The following is a 22,710-nucleotide window of genomic DNA, read 5'->3' as shown; positions in this document are numbered from 1 at the left end:
GCCTGGCAACAAAACCTAAAAGCCAGTAACAAATATACCATCAGGACACTTTTTACTATGTTCGGTAATAATATATTCTCGCACGTGAAGCGCTCAGAAAATAAAAAGATGGCGGCTATCGCTCAATTTCTGAAAGAGAATGATTTGAGCGTGGATACGACCGTTGAAATATTTATCACCGTCACCCGTGATGACCGCCTGATTGCCTGCGGCGGTATTGCCGGAAATATCATTAAATGCGTGGCTATCAGCGAAACCGTGCGCGGCGAAGGCTTAGCCCTGACGCTCGCCACTGAGCTGATCAATCTCGCGTATGAGCGTCACTGTACGCATCTCTTCATTTATACCAAAACCGAATACGAAGCGCTGTTTAAGCAGTGTGGCTTCTCTACGCTGACCAGCGTACCGGGCATTATGGTGCTGATGGAAAACAGCACCACGCGTCTGAAGCGTTACGCCGAATCGCTGACAAAACAGCGTCGCGAAGGAAAAAAAATTGGCTGTATCGTCATGAACGCCAACCCTTTTACCAACGGTCATCGTTTTCTGATCCAACAGGCAGCGGCACAGTGCGACTGGCTACATCTGTTTCTGGTAAAAGAAGACACCTCACGCTTTCCGTATGAAGACCGTCTGGATCTGGTACTTAAGGGAACAAAAGATATTCCGCATTTAACCGTGCATCGCGGATCGGAATACATCATTTCTCGCGCCACGTTCCCGTGCTACTTCATTAAAGAGCAGAGCGTCATTAACCACTGCTACACCGAAATAGACCTGAAAATCTTCCGCCAGTATCTGGCCCCGGCACTTGGCGTCACGCACCGCTTCGTCGGTACCGAACCGTATTGCACCGTCACCTCCCAGTACAACAACGACATGCGCTACTGGCTGGAGACCCCAACGCTCCCCGCCCCACCGATTGAACTGGTGGAAATTGAGCGGCTGTGCTTCCAGGAGATGCCGATTTCCGCCTCCTGGGTACGCAAGCTGCTGGTTAAAAAAGATCTCACGGCTATCGCCCCTCTGGTTCCTGAAGCCACGTTGCACTACCTGCAAAACATGCTTGAGAGAACCTCGCCAGGCGCGGTAGTCCGCCAAAATACCCCCGCATTAGCAACAGGTGAAAAATGAAAATAAAGCAGGCAGCCGTCGCAGGCACTCTCGAGTCCGGTGATGTGATGATTCGCATCGCCCCGCTCGATACGCAGGATATCGACCTGCAGGTTAACAGTAGCGTTGAAAAACAATTTGGTGATGCCATTCGCACCACCATCCTCGACGTTCTGTCCCGCTACAACGTACGCGGCGTGCAATTAAATGTTGATGATAAAGGCGCACTGGACTGCATTTTACGCGCGCGACTGGAAGCATTACTGGCCCGCGCCAGCGGCATTCCGGCACTGCCATGGGAGGATTGCCAGTGATTTCTGAATCTTTGCAACAACGTAAATCCCGCACACGCCGTAGCATGCTGTTCGTACCGGGCGCCAATGCCGCAATGATCAGCAACTCGTTTATCTACCCGGCAGATGCGCTGATGTTCGACCTGGAAGACTCCGTCGCACTGCGCGAGAAAGATACCGCGCGTCGTCTGGTGTACCACGCGCTGCAGCACCCGCTGTATCACGACGTTGAAACCATTGTTCGCGTAAATGCCCTCGATTCTGAATGGGGTATCAATGACCTCGAAGCGGTCGTTCGCGGTGGCGCTGACATCGTGCGTTTACCTAAAACGGATACTGCGCAGGATGTTATCGACATCGAAAGCGAAATTCTGCGTATCGAAAACGCCTGCGGTCGCGAACCTGGCAGCACCGGTCTGCTCGCTGCTATTGAATCACCGCTGGGCATCACTCGCGCCGTTGAAATCGCTCACGCCTCTGAACGTCTGATCGGTATTGCCCTGGGTGCAGAAGATTACGTGCGTAACCTGCGCACCGAGCGTTCGCCGGAAGGCACCGAACTGCTGTTTGCCCGCTGCTCTATTTTGCAGGCGGCACGCTCTGCGGGCATTCAGGCATTTGACACCGTTTATTCCGATGCCAATAACGAAGCCGGTTTCCTGCATGAAGCCGCACACATCAAGCAACTGGGTTTTGACGGTAAATCGCTCATCAACCCGCGCCAGATCGACCTCCTGCACAACCTGTATGCGCCAACGCGCAAAGAACTGGCGCACGCCCGTCTGGTTGTAGAAGCCGCTGAAGCCGCCGCTCGCGAAGGCCGTGGCGTTGTCTCCCTGAACGGCAAGATGGTCGACAGCCCGGTTATCGAGCGCGCCCTTCTGGTTATCTCCCGTGCAGAACTTTCCGGCATTCGCGAAGAATAAGGCAAAAAAATGACGCAGAAAATCGAACAGTCTCAACGACAGGATCGCGTGGCGACCTGGAGCCGTCATGCTGAAAGCGACCTTTCCGCTTTCCACAGCAGCGCAAAAGTCGCGTTACAGGCACAAAAACCCCGCGACAAAAAACTGTGCGCTAACCTGGAAGACGCTATTCGCCGTTCAGGTTTACAGGATGGAATGACTATCTCTTTCCACCACGCTTTCCGCGGTGGCGACCTGACCATTAACCTGGTGATGGATACCATTGCCGCCATGGGCTTTAAAAACCTGACGCTGGCGTCCAGCTCCCTGAGCGACTGTCACGCTCCGCTGGTGGAACACATTCGTCAGGGCGTCGTCAGCCGCATTTATACTTCCGGTCTGCGTGGTCCGCTGGCGGAAGAGATCTCCCGCGGTTTACTGGCTGAACCTGTGCAGGTCCACTCTCACGGCGGTCGCGTACACCTGGTGCAAAGCGGTGAGTTAAGCATTGACGTAGCCTTCCTCGGCGTACCGTCCTGCGACCAATTTGGTAATGCTAACGGCTACACCGGTAAAGCCTGCTGTGGCTCACTCGGCTACGCCCGTGTCGATGCCGATAACGCTAAACAGGTGGTCCTGCTGACCGAACAACTGCTGAGCTACCCGCATAATCCGGCCAGTATCACCCAGGATCAGGTGGATCTGATCGTGCAGATCGAGCAGGTCGGTGATGCGGACAAAATTGGCGCCGATGCAACCCGCATGACGACCAACCCGCGTGAGCTGCTGATCGCTCGCAGCGCGGCAGAGGTGATTGCCAACTCCGGCTACTTCAATGAGGGCTTCTCTTTGCAGACCGGTACCGGTGGCGCCTCGCTGGCCGTAACCCGCTTCCTGGAAGACAAAATGCGCAGCCGCGACATCCGCGCCGACTTCGCACTGGGCGGCATCACTGCCACCATCGTTGACCTGCATGAAAAAGGGTTAATCCGCAAACTGCTGGATGTACAGAGCTTCGACAGTGCCGCCGCAAAATCCCTGGCCCGCAATCCAAACCATATTGAGATCAGCGCTAACCAGTACGCTAACTGGGGTTCGAAAGGCGCATCGGTTGACCGTCTGGATGTCGTAGTGCTGAGCGCACTGGAAGTGGATACGAACTTCAACGTCAACGTGCTGACCGGCTCCGACGGTGTGCTGCGCGGCGCATCCGGTGGCCACTGCGATACCGCTGTCGGTGCTGCACTGTCGATTATCGTCGCCCCACTGGTTCGCGGTCGCATCCCGACGCTGGTTGATAACGTGCTGACCTGCGTCACCCCTGGCTCCAGCATTGACATCCTGGTCACTGACCACGGTATCGCCGTCAACCCTGCACGTCCTGAACTGGCTGAACGTTTGCAGGAAGCGGGGATGAAAGTGGTCTCCATCGACTGGCTGCGCGAGCGTGCACAGCAGCTTACCGGTCAGCCACGCGCCATCGAATTCACCGACCGGGTGATTGCCGTTGTGCGTTACCGCGACGGTTCAGTGATTGATGTTGTGCATCAGGTGAAGGAATAAGCCATGCACCTGCTCCCTGAACATGCCACCTGCCACGCGGTTTCTATTCCCGAGCTGCTCGCCAGCCGCGATGAGAGACAAGCACGGCAGCATGCCTGGCTCACCCGCCACTGCGCGCCACTGGTCTCTTTTACCGTGGTCGCACCGGGTCCGATTAAAGACAGCGAACTCACTCGTCGCATTTTTAATCACGGTATCACTGCCTTGCTCACGCTGGCGGAAAAATCGGGCTGGATAGTCAGGGAGCAATCTACGCGGGTTTCTGCCAGCGGGCCGGAAGGTCTGTTGTCTATAGAGGCCCCGGCACACGACCTCAAGCTCGCCACCATAGAGCTTGAGCATTCACACCCGCTGGGACGGTTATGGGACCTCGATGTCCTGACTCCGGAAGGAGAAATCCTGTCTCGCCGTCATTTCACGCTCCCTGCCCGCCGCTGCCTGCTGTGCGAGCAAAGCGCAGCCGACTGCGCGCGGGGTAAAACCCACACGCTTTCCGAGTTACTTATTCGCATGGAGGAACTGCTGCATGATGCCGATTCCCGCAACATCGACTAAATCCGCCGTTCTTCCTCAGGATTTACCAGAAGCGTACGCGACGCTCGCGTGGCGTGCCATGCTGACGGAAGTCAACCTGTCTCCCAAACCCGGTCTGGTGGATCGTATTAACAACGGCGCGCACAAAGACATGGCGCTGGATGACTTTCACCGCAGCGCCGAGGCGATCCACGCCTGGCTGCCGCGTTTCGTCGAATACGGGGCCTTCAGCGCGCAACTGGTACCTGAAGATGTGCTGAAAGGACTGCGTCCGGTGGGGATGGCCTGCGAGGCCGAGATGTTTCGCGCCACTGCCGGGGTGAACACCCATAAAGGCAGTATCTTTTCGCTGGGATTGCTGTGCGCCGCCATTGGTCGCCTGCACCAGCTCAGCCAGACCGTCACACCTGAAACCATTTGCTCTACAGCAGCAGCCTTTTGCCGCGGCCTGACCGAGCGCGAACTGCGCCAGAACAATCAACAACTCACGGCTGGCCAACGTCTGTATCAACAACTGGGATTAACCGGGGCTCGCGGTGAAGCCGAAGCGGGCTATCCATTAGTGATCCACCACGCACTACCGCACTACCGCGCATTGCTGTCTCAGGGTCGCGATCCTGAACTGGCATTGCTCGATACCTTACTGCTGCTTATGGCAATCAACGGCGATACCAACGTAGCTTCCCGCGGTGGCGCTGAGGGTCTGCGCTGGTTACAGCAGCAATCTGCCACATTATTGCAGCAAGGGGGAATTCGCACCCCCGCCGATCTCAATTACCTGCACCAGTTCGACCAACAGTGCATTGAACGCAACCTCAGTCCTGGAGGCTGTGCCGATCTGCTGATTGTCACCTGGTTCTTAGCTCAGATTTCACAAGTTCATCATTATCACCATTAAAGATCCTTTCCGGAGAATCATTCATGTCTTTATCAAAAGATAGTATATGGAAGTTACTGGCCCCGCTGGTCGTCATGGGTGTCATGTTTCTTATCCCCGTTCCTGATGGAATGCCCCCGCAGGCCTGGCACTACTTTGCCGTGTTTGTGGCCATGATTGTCGGTATGATCCTCGAGCCTATCCCGGCAACAGCGATCAGCTTTATCGCCGTGACAATTTGCGTTATCGGCAGCAACTACCTGCTGTTTGATGCCACAGAACTGGCGGACCCCACCTTTCACGCCGGCAAACAGGCGCTGAAGTGGGGTCTGGCTGGCTTCTCCAGCACCACCGTCTGGTTGGTGTTTGGTGCGTTCATCTTCGCACTGGGTTATGAAGTCACCGGTCTGGGTCGTCGTATCGCGCTGTTCCTGGTGAAGTTCATGGGGAAACGTACCCTGACACTGGGCTATGCGATTGTTATTATCGACATCCTGCTGGCGCCATTTACACCGTCGAACACCGCGCGTACCGGTGGTACCGTTTTCCCGGTTATCAAGAACCTGCCGCCGCTGTTTAAATCATTCCCGAACGATCCGTCAGCTCGCCGTATCGGCGGTTATCTGATGTGGATGATGGTGATCAGTACCAGCCTGAGCTCCTCTATGTTCGTTACCGGCGCTGCACCAAACGTACTGGGTCTGGAATTCGTTAACAAAATTGCCGGTATTCAAATCAGCTGGCTGCAATGGTTCCTCAGCTTCCTGCCAGTCGGTATTATTTTGCTGATCGTTGCGCCGTGGTTATCCTACGTTCTGTACAAACCCGAAGTCACTCACAGTGCAGAAGTTGCCGCATGGGCCGGTGACGAACTGAAAACCATGGGTAAACTGACCCGTAAAGAGATGACCCTGATCGGTCTGGTGCTGCTGAGCCTGGGTCTGTGGGTATTCGGCGGCAAGCTGATTGATGCCACCGCCGTGGGTCTGCTGGCGGTTTCTCTGATGTTGGCTCTGCACGTGGTACCGTGGAAAGACATCACCCGCTATAACAGCGCATGGAACACGCTGGTCAACCTTGCCACCCTGGTGGTAATGGCCAACGGCTTAACCCGTTCCGGTTTTATCGACTGGTTCGCTAACACCATGAGCTCACACCTGGAAGGCTTCTCGCCTAACGCGACCGTGATCGTGCTGGTGCTGGTGTTCTACTTTGCTCACTACCTGTTTGCCAGCCTGTCTGCGCATACCGCGACCATGCTGCCAGTAATTCTGGCGGTCGGTAAAGGGATCCCGGGCGTGCCAATGGAACATCTGTGTATTCTGCTGGTGCTGTCCATCGGTATCATGGGTTGTCTGACACCGTATGCCACCGGCCCTGGCGTGATCATCTACGGCTGTGGTTATGTGAAGTCCAAAGACTACTGGCGTCTGGGCGCCATCTTCGGCGTTATCTATATCGCCATGCTTCTGCTGGTCGGCTGGCCGATTCTGGCAATGTGGAGCTAATCGTACTTCTTAGTCCTTAGCAAAAACGCGTAACGAAAATGATGCCGCTCAGCTAAACCTGAGCGGCTTTTTTTATGATTTAATAGATGACATTCAGAAATTATATAAGTATCCGAATTCATCATGACATCGACATGGCGTTATTGCTCTTTGCTGGCGGCACTTCTGCTGCCGGTTTCTGCGGCCCAGGCCGAACAACTTCAGGCAAAACAGTACGGTGACTTTGATCGCTATGTGCTGGCGCTCTCCTGGCAAACCGGTTTTTGTCAGAGCCAACACGAACGTAATCGTCAGGAACCCGACGAATGCCGCCTGCAAAAAGAAACCGCAAATAAAGCTGATTTCCTGACCGTTCACGGTCTGTGGCCTGGCCTACCAAAATCGATTGCTGCCCGCGGTGTAGATAATCGTCGGTGGATGCGCTTTGGCTGCGCCACGCGCCCTATACCAAACCTGCCGGAGGCTCGTGCCAGTCGCAAATGCGCCGCGCCAGAAACGGGGCTTTCGCTGGAAAGCGCCGCAAAACTGAGCGCTGTGATGCCCGGCGCTGGCGGAACATCGTGTCTCGAACGTTACGAATATGCCAAACACGGCGCCTGTTTTGGTTTCGATCCGGACGCGTACTTTGGCACTATGGTGCGAATGAATAGCGAGATAAAAAATACCGAACTCGGCAAATTTATTGCCGACAATTACGGACAAACCGTCAGCCGCAACGCATTTGACGCCGCCGTCGCGAAAACCTGGGGTAAAGAAAGCGTGAAGGCAGTGAAGTTAAGCTGTCACGGTAATCCGGCCTACCTGACTGAAATCCAGTTTACGCTCAAGGCAGCCACCATTAATGCCCCGCTTTCCGCAGCATCGTTCCTGCCGCAAGCGCATCCTGGAAACTGCGGCAAGCAGTTTATCCTCGACAAAGTCGGTTATTGATCGCCTGAATGTGAACTAAATCACTTCAAACCTGGGGTAAGTCTCAGTATCATCATAAAAGCTAAACCCTTGCCGCCTGACGGTGAGGGTTTTCTTTTGGGATTATTTACCTGCGCACCCGCAGTATCGACGACATGGAGTAATAAATGTCCAGACCAACTATCATCATTAACGACCTCGATGCTGAGCGCATTGACCGCCTGTTGGAGCAACCTGCGTTTGCGGGTTTACCGATTGCTGACGCCTTAAACGCCGAGCTGGATCGCGCCCAAATGTGTTCTCCAGAAACCATGCCGCACGATGTCGTCACCATGAACAGCCGCGTGAAATTCCGCAATCTGAGCGATGGTGAAGTCCGAGTGCGTACCCTGGTGTATCCGGCCACGATGACCGACAGCAGTACTCAACTGTCGGTGATGGCCCCGGTAGGTGCTGCCCTGCTGGGTCTGCGCGTTGGCGACACGATCCACTGGGAACTGCCAGGTGGTACATCAACCCATCTCGAAGTCATCGAACTTGAGTACCAGCCTGAAGCTGCGGGCGACTACCTGCGCTAACTCTGTTATAGCAAAGCTACTCGCTTTATCTTACAGGGGATGCTTACGCATCCTCTTTCCGATGATATCCCCGCCCCTCATTGACATTATTGCTGCTTTCCCTTTCCTGCTCGCAAAACATAAATCTGTGTCGTGACTGACAGAATCATTTTTAATACTATGCTGTTATGTGTTCATGTAATGACAAGGAGAATGTTTATGTACAACACAATCATAATGCCTGTTGATGTATTCGAAATGGAACTGAGCGACAAGGCTGTTCGCCATGCAGAATTTCTGGCACAGGAAAATGGGATTATCCATCTTCTGCATGTGCTTCCTGGCTCCGCCAGCCTGAGCCTGCATCGTTTTGCTGCTGACGTTCGCCGTTTTGAGGAACATCTGCAGCACGAAGCGGAAACCCGCCTGCAAACGATGGTCGGTCACTTCAGTATTGATCCTTCTCGCATCAAACAGCACGTTCGCTTTGGTAGCGTACGTGATGTAGTCAACGAGTTGGGCGAAGAGCTGAACGCCGATGTGGTGGTCATTGGATCGCGCAACCCATCAATCAGCACCCATCTGCTGGGTTCTAACGCCTCCAGCGTAGTCCGCCACGCCACCCTGCCGGTGCTGGTCGTTCGTTAAAAAAAGGGGCTACCTTTCGGTAGCCCCTTTTTATTCCGCATCGATGTTATTTCATCGAATCGGTAAGCCTGAAACGCGTTTGCGACCTCAGGCATTTTCCTTCTTTTGCAGGTGAGTCTTACTTTCTTTCTTATTGTACGGTGGAGCGAATCAGGTAATCAAAGGCGCTCAGTGATGCTTTTGCACCTTCGCCGGTAGCTATGATTATCTGTTTGTACGGCACGGTGGTGCAGTCACCCGCAGCGAAAACCCCTTTCACGCTGGTTTCACATTTGGCATCAATAATGATTTCGCCCATGCGATTACGCTCAACGGCGCCTTCCAGCCAGTTGGTGTTTGGCAGCAGGCCAATCTGCACAAAAATACCCGCCAGTTCCACATTGTGGACGTCGCCGCTGACGCGATCGCGGTATTCCAGACCGGTCACCTTGCTACCGTCACCCTTCACTTCAGTAGTTTGCGCATTCAGAATAATGTCGACGTTTTTCAGGCTACGCACTTTATTTTGCAGAACCTGATCAGCCTTCATTTCCGGCGCAAACTCAATCAGCGTCACATGTTCAACTATACCGGCCAGATCGATAGCCGCTTCAACGCCCGAGTTACCGCCGCCAATCACCGCCACGCGTTTGCCTTTAAACAGTGGGCCATCACAGTGCGGGCAATAGGTTACGCCTTTGGTCCGATACTTATCTTCGCCCGGTACGTTCATGTTGCGCCATTTGGCACCGGTGGCAATAATAATGCTGCGTGCTTTTAGCACCGCGCCGGAGGCCGTTTCAATCTGGTGCAAGCCGCCTTCCTGCGCAGCAGGAACCAACTTGCTGGCGCTCTGGCTATCAATCACATCAACATCATAGTCATCAACATGTGCTTTCAGCGCGCCTGCCAGTTTTTGACCTTCGGTTTTCGGCACCGAGATATAGTTTTCGATATCAACGGTATCCAGCACCTGACCGCCAAAGCGTTCACCCATCAAGCCGGTACGAATACCTTTACGTGCGGAATACACTGCCGCCGCCGCCCCTGCAGGACCCGAACCGACGATCAGCACATCATAGGCATCACGTTTATTCAGCTCTTCTGCCGCGCGCTTCTCAGCACCGGTATCGACTTTGGCGACGATTTCCGTCAGCGTCATACGCCCCTGACCAAACTCTTTGCCGTTCATATACACGGCCGGAACACCCATCACGTTGCGATCGGTAACCTCATTCTGGAAAGTACCGCCATCAATCGCCGTATGCTTGATACGCGGGTTCAGCACCGACATCAGGTTCAGCGCCTGCACCACGTCAGGACAGTTGTGGCAGGACAGTGAATAATAGGTTTCAAACTCAAAATCGCCATCGAGATCGCGGATCTGCTCCAGCAGAGACTGCGCTTCTTTTGACGGATGACCACCGGTCCACAGCAGCGCCAAAACCAGAGACGTAAACTCGTGGCCCAGTGGAGAACCGGCAAAACGCGGTCCCTGGTGAGAACCTGGATTAGTAATCAGAAACGATGGCTTACGTACTGCCAGCGTGTTGTCTTCTTTAAAGGTTACTTTCTCTGACAGTTCAGCAATTTCAGTTAGCAGTTCCTTGATTTCTGCCGATTTAGCGCTGTCATCCAGCGTAGCAATCAGCTCAACAGGTTTGGTCAGTTTCTCAAGGTAAGCCCTGAGCTGGGTTTTCATATTTGTGTCGAGCATTGTTCTTCCCTCTCTGAAAACATCATCATGCAAGCCGATTTCACGGGACTGCATCAATGCAACTTGCGTCATGATGCTGGAATAAAATGGGCGCGCCTGCGCCCATGACTGACGTAATTTCCTAAGTATTTCGCGTCAGAGCAAGGCGGCTAGCCTGAGAATCCCCGGGAGCTTACAGAAGTAAGTGACCGGGGTGAGCAGGCGACGCCATCACGGCTATGACGTGAAAGACGACGGAAATTTAGATTTTACCGACCAGGTCCAGGGACGGCGCTAATGTAGCTTCACCCTCTTTCCACTTCGCCGGGCACACTTCGCCAGGGTGAGAAGCGACATACTGCGCGGCTTTAATTTTACGCAGCAGGTCAGACGCATCGCGGCCGATACCTTCAGCGGTAACTTCGATCGCCTGGATGATACCCTGCGGGTCAACAACGAACGTTGCGCGGTCAGCCAGACCTTCATCTTCACGCATGTTGTCGAAGTTACGGGTCAGGGCGCCAGTCGGGTCACCGATCATCGCGTATTTGATTTTAGCGATGGTGTCAGAGCTGCTGTGCCAGGCTTTATGCGTAAAGTGGGTATCGGTAGATACAGAGTAAACGTCTACGCCCAGCTTCTGCAGTTCTTCGTAATGGTCTGCCACGTCGCCCAGTTCAGTCGGGCATACGAACGTAAAATCAGCCGGGTAGAAGAAGAAAACACTCCAACGACCTTCGATATCTTTCTCGGTAACTTCGATGAACTCACCGTTTTTGAACGCCTGGTTTTTGAAAGGTTTAATTTTGGTATTAATCAAAGACATCTGTACTTCCTCCGTGTTTTCGTTGAGGGATAAGTTAACGAAAATCTTTCATCAGGGCTAATGCGTTTCCTTTATCAAATCAATAAGCGTTAACTAACAACCGACTCAACAAAATGTTGTGAAACCGTAGCAAAAAGTAAAAAGGCCCCCTTTGCAGGGAGCCCATTACCCGAGTTACCCGCAGATAACTTCAGTGCCAGCGGACTGGCTAAGTGTTGCGCTCTACATTACCTTAACAAAGGTTGTAACAGCGATTGGGATTACATCACCCCACTCAAGAAAGGGCAATCGACAGACCGTCGGTCTTACCTATGGCTGTGATAGGTTTTGCAATTCAGCCCCCTTTCCTTTTGATTTTATAAGGAAAATCAATGTTTAAACGTACATTACTCTTCGCTTTGCTCCCTGCCGTCGTGCACGCCGAAGAACTCCCTGCCCCGGTAAAAGCCATCGAAAAACAGGGCATTACCATCCTCAAGCCGTTTGACGCGCCAGGTGGAATGAAAGGTTACCTGGGAAAATACCAGGATATGGGAGTGACTATCTATGTCACGCCTGACGGGAAACACGCCATTTCCGGCTACATGTATAATGAAAAAGGCGAAAACCTCAGTAATACATTGATAGAAAAAGAAATCTATGCACCTGCAGGCCGTGAAATGTGGCAGCGCATGGAAAAAGCGTCGTGGATTCTGGACGGGAAAAAAGACGCGCCGGTTATTGTCTATGTTTTCGCCGATCCCTTCTGCCCATATTGCAAACAATTTTGGCAACAGGCACGTCCATGGGTTGATTCAGGAAAAGTACAACTCCGGACATTGTTGGTCGGCGTAATCAAGCCCGAGAGTCCGGCAACCGCCGCAGCAATTCTGGCCAGCAAAGATCCGGCTAAAACATGGCATGACTATGAGGCCTCTGGCGGTAAACTCACGCTGAAAATGCCAGAGACGCCCCCTTCCGAGCAGCTGAAGGTATTGAATATCAACCAAAAATTGATGGATGACTTGGGCGCTAACGTCACGCCGGCAATCTACTACATGAGCAAAGACAACACATTACAACAGGCCGTCGGGCTGCCGGATAAAGAAAAACTGGACATTATAATGGGTAATAACTAAAACTAATATTATGAGTGATTGTTATCATTCTCATTTCAATCACTCATGATGCATTTTCTACTCGTCAAATTAATACTGACTGTGATACTTTAGTTTAAGTTAACTATTCATTAAGCGTATAAAAGATTCTTAAAAGAAATAACTTGCAATTCAAATATATAAAAATGAAATATTTCCACATAAAATAACAATGAGAATATACATATGGCTAACCTCTATGACCTTAAAAAATTCGATCTCAACCTATTGGTTATTTTTGAGTGTATTTATCAACATTTGAGTATCAGTAAGGCCGCCGAAACGCTGTATATCACGCCATCCGCCGTAAGTCAGTCGTTGCAAAGACTACGCACACAGTTTAATGACCCTCTATTTATTCGGTCTGGTAAAGGGATCACGCCTACGGTGACAGGCATTAACCTGCACCATCATCTTGAGCAAAATCTTAACAATCTGGAGCAAACGATAAATATCATGCATAGCTCCAGCCTGAAAAAGAAGTTTGTCATTTACTGCCCACAACTTGTTACCGGTTTTAATATAAAAGAGTTAATTCATTATCTGAGAGAGGATGCCGATGTCGAAATTGAACATCATGATATATTAATGTCAGCAGAAACGGCTGAAAACATATTGGCTTATCGCAAAGCAGATCTGGTCGCTACTATTGTACCCGTGCGCAATCGTTCCATTATCTGCGCCCCGTTCAAAACCATCGAAGGTGTATTGGTTTGCAGTAGCAACCACCCCAGAATAAATGCTTCAAGCACACTTAAACAAGTACTGGAAGAACAGTTTACCTCTCTTCTCTCTGAAGAACTGGGTATGAAAGAGTACCAGTCAAAAACTAACGAATTTATGGCCAATCGTAATATAGGGTTTAGCAGCGACTCTCTTATTTCAATTACCAACGTCATTGCCAGTACTGATATCGTTGGTATTATTCCCAGAGTCATTTTCGAGCACTACGCACCTATTTTCAATCTAAAAGAAATAGATATTGGTATAAAGATACCGTCAGCCCAACTTTTTCTGATGTATAATCGCGTCTCACTTAACAACAGCGGCTTTGCTGAATATATAAAAAGAATTATACCCGCGAGCGAATGAGCCAACATCGTTCATTTTTTAATTCAATGCATGCGCGATATGAATCAACAGAACTCATACATCAAGTAAATATATTTAAAAAAGTTGCATGACACGTAAATTAGCATATCTTATTGCAACCATTTATTATGTATAAAAATAATAAAGTTACGACCTGAGCTTGATATGTCTGTTTATAAAATACCGCTAAGTAAAAATGTACTTGAAGCCGCTCAGGAGCGCATTACGTGGACGCTGGAAACGCTGCCGCGCATTTGTGTTTCATTATCAGGTGGCAAAGATTCAGGGGTGATGTTGCATCTGACGGCCACACTGGCCCGTCAGATGCATAAAAAAATTCACGTATTATTTATCGACTGGGAGGCCCAGTTTTCCTGCACTATCGACTATGTGCAGGCATTGCGCGAACATTACTCCGACGTTATTGAACGGTTTTATTGGGTCGCCTTGCCGTTAACCACGCAAAATTCACTCTCGCAATTTCAGCCGGAATGGCAGTGCTGGGAGCCGAATACGCAATGGGTTCGCCAACCGCCAGCAGATGCCATTACCGATCCCGAGTTCTTCCATTTCTATCAGACCGGAATGACCTTTGAACAATTCGTTCGCGAGTTCGCTGACTGGTTTTCAGAAAAGCGGCCGGCCGCAATGCTGGTCGGGATCCGTGCCGACGAGTCATATAATCGCTTTGTCGCGATTGCCAATTCACATAAGCAGCGGTTTGCCGATGATAAACCCTGGACCACCGCCGCGCCTGGGGGACATACCTGGTACATTTATCCCATCTATGATTGGAAAACGGCCGATATCTGGACCTGGTTTGCTAAAACCAATATGACATGCAACCCCTTGTATAACCTGATGTACCAGGCCGGTGTCCCGACGCGATACATGCGCATTTGCGAGCCCTTTGGCCCGGAACAACGCCAGGGCCTTTGGCTCTATCACGTTATTGAACCGCAGCGATGGGCAGCCATGTGCGCCCGCGTGAGCGGCGTTAAAAGTGGGGGTATTTATGCCGGTCATGACAACCATTTTTACGGACACCGGAAAATATTAAAACCGGATCATTTAAGCTGGCAAGAGTACGCCATGCTGCTACTAAACAGCATGCCAGAACAGACAGCTGAGCACTATCGCAACAAAATCGCCGTCTATATTCAGTGGTATAAGAAAAAAGGTATGACCGATATCCCGCAAAATCAAGACGGTGATATTGGGTCCAGAGATATCCCCTCATGGCGGCGAATCTGCAAAGTCCTGTTGAATAATGATTACTGGTGTCGGGCGCTTTCTTTTAGTCCAACAAAGTCAAAAAGCTACCAACGCTATAACGAACGCATGAAAACAAAACGTCAGGAATGGGGGATTTTATGCAACAACGATTAACACAGGAGCTCCTCGGTTTTCTTTCTGAACTCCCCGAAAAAGAGCGAATTGAGGCCATAAATGAATTCAGAATAGCCATCCACAGCGTCAGTCCTTTTCGCGAAGAGCCGGTAGATTGTGTGTTATGGGTCGAAGGAAATCATATTACGCCTAACGACTACAACCCTAATAACGTGGCGCCGCCGGAGAAAAGACTGCTGCTGAAATCCATCGAGGCAGATGGATTTACCCAACCCATCGTTGTGGTTCACTCAACGGAAGAAGAATATGAAATCATTGATGGTTTTCATCGACATGAATTAGGCAAAAGCAAACCCTCGCTGAGATCCCGACTAAAAGGTTATTTACCCATCACCTGCTTGCAGCGTGAACGCCATGAACGCATGGCGGCAACGATTCGTCACAACCGTGCTCGCGGACGGCATCAAATCCACGCCATGTCTGAAATTGTCCGTGAATTATCACTCCTCGGCTGGAGTGAAGAAAAAATCGGTAAAGACCTCGGGATGGACAGTGATGAGGTATTACGTCTCAAGCAAATCAACGGTCTGCAAGAATTGTTCGCCGACCGCCGATTCTCCAAAGCCTGGACGGTGAAGTAACTACAGCGCGGCCAGGCGTTCTGCTGCCGCCAACAGCGTCGATTCCTGCTTGGCAAAACACAGGCGAATCAACTTGTGTGGGAAAGGATCGGCGCAAAAAACTGACAGAGGGATCGCTGCTACCCCCACCTCTTTGGTCAGCCACTGGCAAAACGCCACATCATCGAGATCCGAGACGGCACTGTAATCGATCAGCAAAAAATACGTCCCTTCGCAGGGCAAAATGTCCAAACGACTGTCACGGAGTGCGTTCACCAGCACATCACGTTTTCGCTGATAAAACGCGGGCAGGTCGCGGTAATGCGTTGGGTCGGCCCGCAGCATATCCGCCAGTGCCAACTGCGCTGGCGTATTGACCGAGAAGGTCAAATACTGGTGTACCTTACGTAATTCGACGCTGATGTTTTTTGGCGCCACACAGTACCCAACCTTCCATCCGGTCATATGGTAGGTTTTGCCGAATGATGAGACCGCAACCGCACGCTCGCGCAGCTGCGGATGTGCCAGCACGCTGGCATGCCCTTGCGCGGCAAAGCAGATGTGTTCATAGACTTCATCGCTTACCACAAAAATATCGCGTGCTTTAATGGCCTGCCACAGCGCATCAAAGTCTGCTTTTTGCCAGACGGTGGCAGAGGGGTTATGCGGTGTGTTGAGGATCACCAGTCGGGTCCTGTCGCTCAACAACGCGGTAAATGCCTGCCAGTCCACGCGAAAAGATGGCGGCTGCAGCGCGATACGTTTAACCACGCCGCCAGATAGCGCCACCGCGGGCGCATAGCTGTCATAGCTCGGGTCAAAACAAATCACCTCATCGCCGGGTCGCACTAAGGCCGTAATCGCCGAGTACAGTGCTTCCGTCGCTCCCGCCGTCACCGTAACCTCACTGTCAGCATCCGGTTTATAGCCGTATAACTCGGCGGTTTTGTCGGCGATGGCTTCACGCAGCGGCTGCACACCTGTCATGGGGGCATATTGGTTCGCCCCTTGCGCTACATGGTACGCCAGGCGTTCTTGCAGATAGTGTGGGCCGTCAAAATCCGGGAATCCCTGCGACAGGTTAATCGCCTGATGTTCCTGCGCCAGGGCGCTCATTTGCGAGAATATGGTAGTGCCTAAATTGGGGAGTTTGCTTTGCACAATCAGCGAGTTATTACTCATTATTGTTATCCTGACGTGTGATGTTGTGGTTGAAGCCACTATAACACGATGTTAGTATTTGGCAATCAAGACGTTTAGACGTCTATATAAAAATAACCTGCGTGGACAGGACAGCCAAAAGGACAACACAACATGAGTCAGAGCGAAATTCGCGTCGTCGTCGGCCCGGCCAATTACTTTTCCCATACCGGCAGCCTGTCCAGACTGCATGATTTCTTCACCGCCGACATACTGTCGCGCGCCGTCTGGGTGTATGGTGAGCGTGCTATCGCCGCTGCCCGTCCCTATCTGCCTGGCGCATTTAATTGTGACGGGGCAAAGCACCTGCTGTTTACCGGTCATTGCAGCGAAACAGACGTTCAGCAACTGGCAGAAGATGCCGGTGATCACCGCAGCGTGGTGATTGGCGTGGGCGGCGGCACATTACTCGACACCGCCAAAGCGCTGGCCCGTCGTCTCGGTTTGCCTTTCGTGGCGATCCCAACCATTGCCGCGACCTGTGCGGCCTGGACGCCTCTCTCCGTGTGGTACAACGATGCCGGTCAGGCGCTGCACTTCGACATTTTCGATGACGCCAACTTTCTGGTGCTGGTGGAGCCGCAGATAATCCTCAATGCACCAGAGGAATACTTACTGGCGGGCATCGGCGACACGCTGGCGAAGTGGTACGAAGCAGTCGTGCTGGCACCGCAGCCCGAAACGTTGCCGCTGACCGTGCGTCTGGGGATCAACGGCGCGCTGGCCATTCGCGACGTGCTGCTGGAATACAGCGAGCAGGCGCTGGCTGATAAAAAGCAGGGGAAACTGAGTCAGGCGTTTTGTGATGTGGTGGATGCAATCATTGCCGGCGGCGGCATGGTGGGCGGTCTGGGCGAGCGTTACACCCGCGTGGCGGCGGCACATTCGGTGCATAACGGTCTGACGGTGCTCCCGCAGACGGGGGCGTTTTTACACGGTACCAAAGTGGCCTACGGCATCCTGGTACAGAGTGCGCTGCTGGGGCAAGACGATGTACTGGCTCAACTCACTTCAGCCTACCAGCGTTTCAATTTACCCACCCGGTTGGCCCAGTTAGACGTGGATATAAATAACCGTGCTGAGATCGATAAGGTGATTGCGCACACATTGCGCCCGGTGGAATCCATTCACGCACTGCCGGTCACGTTAACACCAGAAACCCTGCGCGCGGCGTTTGAGAAGGTGGAATCGTTTACGGTGTGAGTGCGATGTGGGTTACCTGATGGTGGGTTGCCTGATGGCGGCTTCGCCTTATCAGGCCTACGCAATGCGGTGTTGTAGGCCGGATAAGCGTCAGCGCCATCCGGCAAAAAATCAACAGCACTTCGCCCCACCCTTGCCCCCATAGCGCGCATCCTGACGCTCACGGAAGAATTCTTCGTAGGTCATCGGCGCCTGCTCCGGGTGCGTGACGCGCATATGCTCAACATAGTTGTCATAATCCGGCACGCCAATCATCAGGCGGGCGGTTTGACCTAAATATTTCCCGGCTTTTGCGAGTGTTTCAAACATAGTCATTCCCTGTCATGCAAACGCCCTCCCCGCTGCGGAGAGGGCTTGTGGGTTATGAGAATATTAGTGCGCGCCTTTCGCCTGCGCCACGATCTCTTCGACATTCTCTGGCATCGGTTCGTACGGCGTTTCTTTTGACGTCGGTTTGTCCTCTTTCAGCGCGGCCCTCGCCGTTTTAATGGCGAACAGACCCAGAACCACCACCACCACCATGAAGAAGATGGTCAGTCCAGCATCCAGACGGTTGTTAAACACCAATTGTGAAAGCTGCGACTGGGTGTATTGCGCCGGAATGTTACCGCTGTCGATCATCGCCTGGAACTTGTTGGCGATCGCCAGGAAGCCAATTTTGGTATCCGGGCTAAACGCTTTCTGCCAGCCGGCGGTCAGAGTACAAATCAGCAGCCAGGCGGTTGGCACCAGCGCCACCCATGCGTAGCGCTGACGTTTCATCTTGAACAGTACCACCGCACACAGCATCAGCGCCATGCCAGCCAGCATCTGGTTGGCGATACCAAACAGCGGCCACAGGGTGTTGATACCGCCTAATGGATCCACCACGCCCTGGTGCAGGAAGTAACCCCAGGCCAGCACGCACAGCGCCGTTGCCAACAGGTTCGCAGGCAGTGAATCAGTACGCTTCAGGCCTGGTGACACCACGCCCAACAGGTCCTGCAACATAAAGCGTGCAGCACGCGTACCGGCATCGACCGCGGTCAGAATAAACAGGGCTTCGAACAGAATAGCGAAGTGATACCAGAACGACACATCCATCATGCCACCCAGCGCACCGTGCAGAATGTACGCCATCCCTACCGCCAGCGTAGGCGCACCGCCCGCACGAGAAATAATGGATTGCTCGCCCACTTCGTTAGCGATTTGATGCAGGGTATCCGGGGTAATGGCAAAGCCCCAGCCACTGACCACCTGCGCCGCAGAAGCGACCACATCCACCGTGCCTGCAGGTGCCAGCACCGCCATCGGGCTGTTCATCGCAAAGTACACGCCCGGATCGATGATACACGCAGAGACCAGCGCCATGATGGCGACAAAGGACTCCATCAGCATCCCGCCGTAGCCGATAAAACAAGCCTGCCCTTCATTTGCCAGCATCTTCGGCGTGGTGCCGGACGCAATCAGCGCATGGAAGCCAGAAACCGCCCCGCAGGCAATGGTAATAAACAGGAATGGGAACAGGTTGCCCGTCCACACCGGACCGGTGCCGTCAACGAATTTGGTCAGCGCAGGCATGGTCAGCGTTGGACGCATGATCAGAATGCCCACTGCCAGGCCGACAATGGTACCAATTTTCAGGAAGGTAGACAGGTAGTCACGCGGTGCCAGCAGCAGCCACACCGGCAGTACGGCGGCCACGAAGCCGTAACCCACCAGCATCCAGGTCAGCTGTACACCGGTAAAGTCAAAGTACGGTGCCCAGGTTGGGCTTTCAGCCACCCAGCCGCCGGAAATAATGGCAAACACCAGGAATACCAGGCCGATAATCGACACCTCACCAATGCGACCCGGACGCAGATAGCGCAGGTAAATGCCCATAAAGATCGCCAGCGGGATGGTAAACGCTACGGTGTAGGTTCCCCACGGGCTGTGGGTCAGCGCTTTCACGACGATCATCGCCAACACCGCAAGGATAATCACCATGATCATAAAACAGGCCACCAGCGCAATCACACCCGCCGTTGGGCCCATCTCTTCTTTCACCAGTTCGCCCAGGGAACGGCCATCGCGACGGGTGGAGACAAACAGCACCATAAAGTCCTGCACCGCGCCCGCCAGTACCACCCCGGCCAGTAGCCAGATCATGCCCGGCAGGTAGCCCATTTGCGCTGCCAGCACCGGTCCGACTAACGGACCCGCTCCGGCAATCGCCGCAAAGTGGTGACCAAACAATACTTTTTTATCGGTAGGAACGTAATCCAGGCCGTCGTTATGCCGCACGGCTGGCGTCATACGCGTCGGGTCCAGTGCCAGCACATTTTTCGCGATGTACAGGCCATAAAAACGGTAGGCAATAAGATAGACACAGACCGACGCCACCACAATCCACAGCGCGTTGATCTGTTCACCACGGTTTAACGCAATATATCCCAGGGCAAATGCTCCGATAACGGAGAGCAATGTCCAGAGAAGGTATTTCCCTGATTTATTCATGGTTGTTGTCCGTTTGCGTGATCCAGAAAGATGTTACATTTTGTTTCTATAACACCTTTCCTGAATTTAACAACCTGACAACCACATAAACCCGAGACTCCACTGACTATTTACATTGCATTGTTAACTAGATCACTTCATTTACCTGTTAAGCCTGCAATTTCATTTTACGATGTCGGCAATGTCACCCCATCACCGCCGTGCCTAAGCGACAGGTACAGCAGCGCCGTCCTTGCTCATCAAAAATCACGATCTCCCAGCTTTGGTTCTGCCGCCCGAGATGCAGCGGCTGACAAACGCCGCGCACTTTTCCCTGCGATACCGCACGATGGTGGGTAGCATTGAGTTCCGTACCGACCACACATTGTCCATCGCGGGTCATCATGTAGCCCGCCATCGATCCCAGCGTTTCCGCCAGTGCCGCCGACGCGCCACCGTGCAGCAGACCAAACGGCTGATGGGTACGATGGTCCACCGGCATTTCAGCTTCCAACACGTCATCGCCCAGCCGGGTATAGACCACGCCTAAATGCGCCACCAACGTGTTCTGGCTGGTGGCATTGAGTTCATCGAGCGTGAGGTGTCGTTTCCAGATCATCATTACGCTCCCAGCGTCGAGCCGCCGTCCACCACGATATCCTGCAAGGTGATATGGCTGGCCAGATCGGAGGCGAGGAATAAGACAGTGTTGGCGATTTCCTGCGGACGAGCAATCTTACCCAACGGAATGCCAAGCTTAAACTGCTCGCCAAACCCGCGAATACGCTGCTGTTCGGCGTCGTCACTGACCCACAGCGTACGTTGCATATCGGTGTCGGTCGACCCCGGCGAAACCACATTACAGCGCACGCCACTCGTAGCCAGTTCCAGACCGACGGTCAATGCCAGGCTTTTCAGCGCGGCTTTTGACGCGCCGTAAGCGCTCATACCGATGCGTGGCGTATGTGCCGCATCCGATGCAACGGTGACTATCGCCCCGCCCTGCTGGCGGCGAAACTGCGCCATGGTGTGCTGAAACAGATTGAACGCGCCGCCCACATTGACAGCGAAGGTCTGCTGCCAGTCCTCAGCGCTCAGCGCGTCGGTTGGCCCCATACGTAAAATCCCGGCGGCGTTGACCAGCACGTCCAGCCGCTCGGTGTTCGCCAGCAAGCGCTCGCACACCTGCGCCACCTGCGGTGCATCCGCCACATTCATTACCTCGGTGGCAAACGGATAAGCTTCACCGTCAAACGCCAGATCGAAGCCGGTCACCCGCGCACCCGCGTCAACAAACGCCAGCGCCGTGGTGTAACCAATGCCTTTTCCTGCGCCGGTGACCCAGACGGTTTTGCCTGTGAAATCAAACCCAACCATTACTTCACCTCGCGGGAAAGCAGTTTCCACCAGGCGTCAATGGTCGGATTTTTCGCCAGCATCACGAAGTCGATATCGCCATGCACTTTACGCCAGCGGGCGGCCAGCGCCATCATCCGTACCGAATCCAGACCGTAGTCGATCAGATTTTCGTCATCCAGCGGCTCATCGGATTCATCCAGCAATGGCAAAATTACGCTGCGTAGCGCCTCTTTACTGGCAGGCACCGGCGTTGGCAAGAGTTCCTGCGTCATCACTACCCGACCAGAGCGTCCGGCAACATATTTCAGCGACATCAGGTGTTCGTCGCGGCTAAAGTCAGCCAACGCATCGGCCACCATAAACGGCTTAATGTCGCGCATGAACGCGTCGGTTGCGGTGGTCATACAGCCAATATGCGCGTAGACGCCGGTAATAATCAGCTGATTACGCCCAGTTTCTTTCAGCATCTGTTCCAGCGGGGAGCGATGAAACGCGCTGTAGCGCCATTTCACCAGGATTGTATCCGCTTCGTCCGGGGCCAGCGCGTCGACAATCTTCTGCTGTTCCGGCGAGCGCGTCAGCCCCGGTCCCCACATATCGTTCAACAGGGCACGGTCTTCATCGCTTTGATCTTTCGGCTGGGCAGTGTAATAGACCGGAATGTTATGCGCTTTGCAGTACTGGCGCAGCGCGGCGATATTAGCCACTACCTGCTCCATCATCGGGCAGTTATCGCCCCAAAAACCGATAAAATAGTCCTGCATGTCGTGGATCAGCAGCGCAGCACGCTCGGGTTCAAACGCCCAGTCAACTTTATTGGCGGGAACATCAAGCGCGGTGGGCAGCGCATAAGCCTGCAGTTTAGGAATTGCCATCTCTTTTCTC

At 53.0% G+C, this 22,710-nt stretch carries 23 protein-coding genes; 15 read left to right on the top strand and 8 right to left on the bottom strand.

The window, feature by feature from the left end; genetic code table 11:
• Positions 1-57: 57 nt before the first annotated feature.
• The 10 genes from citC to uspG all read left to right on the top strand — a co-directional run bounded on the left by citC (position 58) and on the right by uspG (position 8,907).
• Positions 58-1,134: a [citrate (pro-3S)-lyase] ligase gene (citC, locus tag FCH32_RS05635; RefSeq protein WP_115259108.1), complete on the top strand. Its 1,077-nt coding sequence runs from the start codon at positions 58-60 to the stop codon at positions 1,132-1,134.
• On the top strand, positions 1,131-1,427 hold the full coding sequence (gene citD / locus FCH32_RS05630) for a citrate lyase acyl carrier protein (protein ID WP_096757911.1): 297 nt from the start codon (positions 1,131-1,133) through the stop codon (positions 1,425-1,427). Before citC ends, citD begins: the two co-directional genes overlap by 4 nt.
• Positions 1,424-2,332, top strand: coding sequence for an aldolase/citrate lyase family protein (locus tag FCH32_RS05625; protein ID WP_115259109.1), 909 nt, complete (start codon positions 1,424-1,426; stop codon positions 2,330-2,332). The genes citD and FCH32_RS05625 overlap by 4 nt, the downstream gene beginning before the upstream one ends.
• Before the next feature lie 9 nt (positions 2,333-2,341).
• Positions 2,342-3,874 carry a citrate lyase subunit alpha gene (citF, locus tag FCH32_RS05620; protein ID WP_137362436.1) on the top strand — a complete coding sequence of 511 codons (1,533 nt, stop codon included), beginning with the start codon at positions 2,342-2,344 and terminating at the stop codon, positions 3,872-3,874.
• 3 nt (positions 3,875-3,877) lie between these two features.
• Complete coding sequence (citX, locus tag FCH32_RS05615; RefSeq protein ID WP_135912400.1) at positions 3,878-4,429, top strand: citrate lyase holo-[acyl-carrier protein] synthase; 552 nt, start codon at positions 3,878-3,880, stop codon at positions 4,427-4,429.
• Positions 4,401-5,306, top strand: a complete 906-nt coding sequence (gene citG / locus FCH32_RS05610) for a triphosphoribosyl-dephospho-CoA synthase CitG (RefSeq protein ID WP_115259112.1) — start codon at positions 4,401-4,403, stop codon at positions 5,304-5,306. Before citX ends, citG begins: the two co-directional genes overlap by 29 nt.
• Positions 5,307-5,329: 23 nt before the next feature.
• The gene (gene citT / locus FCH32_RS05605; protein ID WP_115259113.1) at positions 5,330-6,793 is read left to right on the top strand and encodes a citrate/succinate antiporter CitT; all 1,464 of its coding nucleotides are present in this window, start codon (positions 5,330-5,332) and stop codon (positions 6,791-6,793) included.
• A gap of 123 nt (positions 6,794-6,916) precedes the next feature.
• On the top strand, positions 6,917-7,723 hold the full coding sequence (gene rna, locus FCH32_RS05600) for a ribonuclease I (protein ID WP_174360633.1): 807 nt from the start codon (positions 6,917-6,919) through the stop codon (positions 7,721-7,723).
• Positions 7,724-7,869: 146 nt separating this feature from the next.
• Positions 7,870-8,280, top strand: coding sequence for a nucleoside diphosphate kinase regulator (rnk, locus tag FCH32_RS05595; RefSeq protein WP_003022104.1), 411 nt, complete (start codon positions 7,870-7,872; stop codon positions 8,278-8,280).
• 198 nt (positions 8,281-8,478) lie between these two features.
• Entirely contained in the window at positions 8,479-8,907 is a 429-nt protein-coding gene (gene uspG, locus FCH32_RS05590; protein ID WP_096757918.1) for a universal stress protein UspG, read from the top strand.
• A 130-nt stretch (positions 8,908-9,037) separates the two neighbouring features.
• Here uspG and ahpF read toward each other — a convergent pair whose 3' ends face one another.
• Both ahpF and ahpC read right to left on the bottom strand, forming a co-directional pair.
• A complete protein-coding gene (ahpF, locus tag FCH32_RS05585) occupies positions 9,038-10,603 on the bottom strand; it encodes an alkyl hydroperoxide reductase subunit F (protein ID WP_174360632.1) in 1,566 nt (521 codons plus the stop codon).
• A 241-nt stretch (positions 10,604-10,844) separates the two neighbouring features.
• Entirely contained in the window at positions 10,845-11,408 is a 564-nt protein-coding gene (ahpC, locus tag FCH32_RS05580) for an alkyl hydroperoxide reductase subunit C (protein WP_115259117.1), read from the bottom strand.
• A gap of 371 nt (positions 11,409-11,779) precedes the next feature.
• Here ahpC and dsbG point away from each other — a divergent pair, with 371 nt between their 5' ends.
• The 4 genes from dsbG to FCH32_RS05560 all read left to right on the top strand — a co-directional run bounded on the left by dsbG (position 11,780) and on the right by FCH32_RS05560 (position 15,627).
• Positions 11,780-12,526 (top strand): thiol:disulfide interchange protein DsbG, encoded by a 747-nt coding sequence (gene dsbG, locus FCH32_RS05575; protein WP_115259118.1) that lies wholly within the window; start codon positions 11,780-11,782, stop codon positions 12,524-12,526.
• A 204-nt stretch (positions 12,527-12,730) separates the two neighbouring features.
• Positions 12,731-13,636, top strand: a complete 906-nt coding sequence (gene citR, locus FCH32_RS05570; protein WP_174360631.1) for a DNA-binding transcriptional repressor CitR — start codon at positions 12,731-12,733, stop codon at positions 13,634-13,636.
• Between the two features lie 165 nt (positions 13,637-13,801).
• Positions 13,802-15,025 (top strand): phosphoadenosine phosphosulfate reductase, encoded by a 1,224-nt coding sequence (locus FCH32_RS05565; RefSeq protein WP_137400279.1) that lies wholly within the window; start codon positions 13,802-13,804, stop codon positions 15,023-15,025.
• Positions 15,010-15,627, top strand: a complete 618-nt coding sequence (locus tag FCH32_RS05560; RefSeq protein ID WP_096757924.1) for an IbrB-like domain-containing protein — start codon at positions 15,010-15,012, stop codon at positions 15,625-15,627. Before FCH32_RS05565 ends, FCH32_RS05560 begins: the two co-directional genes overlap by 16 nt.
• Here the strand turns inward: FCH32_RS05560 and FCH32_RS05555 are convergent, their stop codons facing one another.
• Complete coding sequence (locus FCH32_RS05555) at positions 15,628-16,788, bottom strand: pyridoxal phosphate-dependent aminotransferase (RefSeq protein ID WP_117342206.1); 1,161 nt, start codon at positions 16,786-16,788, stop codon at positions 15,628-15,630.
• A 132-nt stretch (positions 16,789-16,920) separates the two neighbouring features.
• Between FCH32_RS05555 and FCH32_RS05550 the strand changes: the two genes are divergently transcribed.
• Positions 16,921-18,009 carry an oxidoreductase gene (locus FCH32_RS05550; protein ID WP_174360630.1) on the top strand — a complete coding sequence of 363 codons (1,089 nt, stop codon included), beginning with the start codon at positions 16,921-16,923 and terminating at the stop codon, positions 18,007-18,009.
• Positions 18,010-18,120: 111 nt separating this feature from the next.
• Here FCH32_RS05550 and FCH32_RS05545 read toward each other — a convergent pair whose 3' ends face one another.
• The 5 genes from FCH32_RS05545 to FCH32_RS05525 all read right to left on the bottom strand — a co-directional run bounded on the left by FCH32_RS05545 (position 18,121) and on the right by FCH32_RS05525 (position 22,700).
• Positions 18,121-18,318, bottom strand: coding sequence for a YbdD/YjiX family protein (locus tag FCH32_RS05545; RefSeq protein ID WP_096757928.1), 198 nt, complete (start codon positions 18,316-18,318; stop codon positions 18,121-18,123).
• Between the two features lie 63 nt (positions 18,319-18,381).
• On the bottom strand, positions 18,382-20,487 hold the full coding sequence (gene cstA, locus FCH32_RS05540) for a pyruvate/proton symporter CstA (RefSeq protein ID WP_174360629.1): 2,106 nt from the start codon (positions 20,485-20,487) through the stop codon (positions 18,382-18,384).
• Positions 20,488-20,671: 184 nt separating this feature from the next.
• The gene (gene entH, locus FCH32_RS05535) at positions 20,672-21,085 is read right to left on the bottom strand and encodes a proofreading thioesterase EntH (RefSeq protein WP_115259979.1); all 414 of its coding nucleotides are present in this window, start codon (positions 21,083-21,085) and stop codon (positions 20,672-20,674) included.
• Positions 21,086-21,087: 2 nt separating this feature from the next.
• Positions 21,088-21,843 carry a 2,3-dihydro-2,3-dihydroxybenzoate dehydrogenase EntA gene (gene entA, locus FCH32_RS05530; RefSeq protein ID WP_117342203.1) on the bottom strand — a complete coding sequence of 252 codons (756 nt, stop codon included), beginning with the start codon at positions 21,841-21,843 and terminating at the stop codon, positions 21,088-21,090.
• The gene (locus FCH32_RS05525) at positions 21,843-22,700 is read right to left on the bottom strand and encodes an isochorismatase (RefSeq protein ID WP_115259126.1); all 858 of its coding nucleotides are present in this window, start codon (positions 22,698-22,700) and stop codon (positions 21,843-21,845) included. Before FCH32_RS05525 ends, entA begins: the two co-directional genes overlap by 1 nt.
• Positions 22,701-22,710 lie beyond the last annotated feature (10 nt).

The sequence above is a fragment of the Citrobacter gillenii genome (assembly GCF_013337685.1).
Taxonomy (GTDB): Bacteria; Pseudomonadota; Gammaproteobacteria; order Enterobacterales; family Enterobacteriaceae; genus Citrobacter; species Citrobacter gillenii.
This window is presented reverse-complemented; position numbering and strand designations above follow the sequence as displayed.

Excerpts from the sequence above, each read along its gene's own strand:
- ahpF (WP_174360632.1), bottom strand. The coding sequence starts at position 10,603 with ATGCTCGACACAAATATGAAAACCCAGCTCAGGGCTTACCTTGAGAAA.
- entA (WP_117342203.1), bottom strand. The coding sequence starts at position 21,843 with ATGGTTGGGTTTGATTTCACAGGCAAAACCGTCTGGGTCACCGGCGCA.
- entH (WP_115259979.1), bottom strand. The coding sequence starts at position 21,085 with ATGATCTGGAAACGACACCTCACGCTCGATGAACTCAATGCCACCAGC.
- citD (WP_096757911.1), top strand. The coding sequence starts at position 1,131 with ATGAAAATAAAGCAGGCAGCCGTCGCAGGCACTCTCGAGTCCGGTGAT.
- rnk (WP_003022104.1), top strand. The coding sequence starts at position 7,870 with ATGTCCAGACCAACTATCATCATTAACGACCTCGATGCTGAGCGCATT.
- citC (WP_115259108.1), top strand. The coding sequence starts at position 58 with ATGTTCGGTAATAATATATTCTCGCACGTGAAGCGCTCAGAAAATAAA.
- rna (WP_174360633.1), top strand. The coding sequence starts at position 6,917 with ATGACATCGACATGGCGTTATTGCTCTTTGCTGGCGGCACTTCTGCTG.
- dsbG (WP_115259118.1), top strand. The coding sequence starts at position 11,780 with ATGTTTAAACGTACATTACTCTTCGCTTTGCTCCCTGCCGTCGTGCAC.
- citF (WP_137362436.1), top strand. The coding sequence starts at position 2,342 with ATGACGCAGAAAATCGAACAGTCTCAACGACAGGATCGCGTGGCGACC.
- citT (WP_115259113.1), top strand. The coding sequence starts at position 5,330 with ATGTCTTTATCAAAAGATAGTATATGGAAGTTACTGGCCCCGCTGGTC.
- FCH32_RS05555 (WP_117342206.1), bottom strand. The coding sequence starts at position 16,788 with ATGAGTAATAACTCGCTGATTGTGCAAAGCAAACTCCCCAATTTAGGC.
- FCH32_RS05545 (WP_096757928.1), bottom strand. The coding sequence starts at position 18,318 with ATGTTTGAAACACTCGCAAAAGCCGGGAAATATTTAGGTCAAACCGCC.
- citX (WP_135912400.1), top strand. The coding sequence starts at position 3,878 with ATGCACCTGCTCCCTGAACATGCCACCTGCCACGCGGTTTCTATTCCC.
- citR (WP_174360631.1), top strand. The coding sequence starts at position 12,731 with ATGGCTAACCTCTATGACCTTAAAAAATTCGATCTCAACCTATTGGTT.
- FCH32_RS05550 (WP_174360630.1), top strand. The coding sequence starts at position 16,921 with ATGAGTCAGAGCGAAATTCGCGTCGTCGTCGGCCCGGCCAATTACTTT.
- FCH32_RS05565 (WP_137400279.1), top strand. The coding sequence starts at position 13,802 with ATGTCTGTTTATAAAATACCGCTAAGTAAAAATGTACTTGAAGCCGCT.
- uspG (WP_096757918.1), top strand. The coding sequence starts at position 8,479 with ATGTACAACACAATCATAATGCCTGTTGATGTATTCGAAATGGAACTG.
- ahpC (WP_115259117.1), bottom strand. The coding sequence starts at position 11,408 with ATGTCTTTGATTAATACCAAAATTAAACCTTTCAAAAACCAGGCGTTC.
- citG (WP_115259112.1), top strand. The coding sequence starts at position 4,401 with ATGATGCCGATTCCCGCAACATCGACTAAATCCGCCGTTCTTCCTCAG.
- FCH32_RS05525 (WP_115259126.1), bottom strand. The coding sequence starts at position 22,700 with ATGGCAATTCCTAAACTGCAGGCTTATGCGCTGCCCACCGCGCTTGAT.
- cstA (WP_174360629.1), bottom strand. The coding sequence starts at position 20,487 with ATGAATAAATCAGGGAAATACCTTCTCTGGACATTGCTCTCCGTTATC.
- FCH32_RS05560 (WP_096757924.1), top strand. The coding sequence starts at position 15,010 with ATGCAACAACGATTAACACAGGAGCTCCTCGGTTTTCTTTCTGAACTC.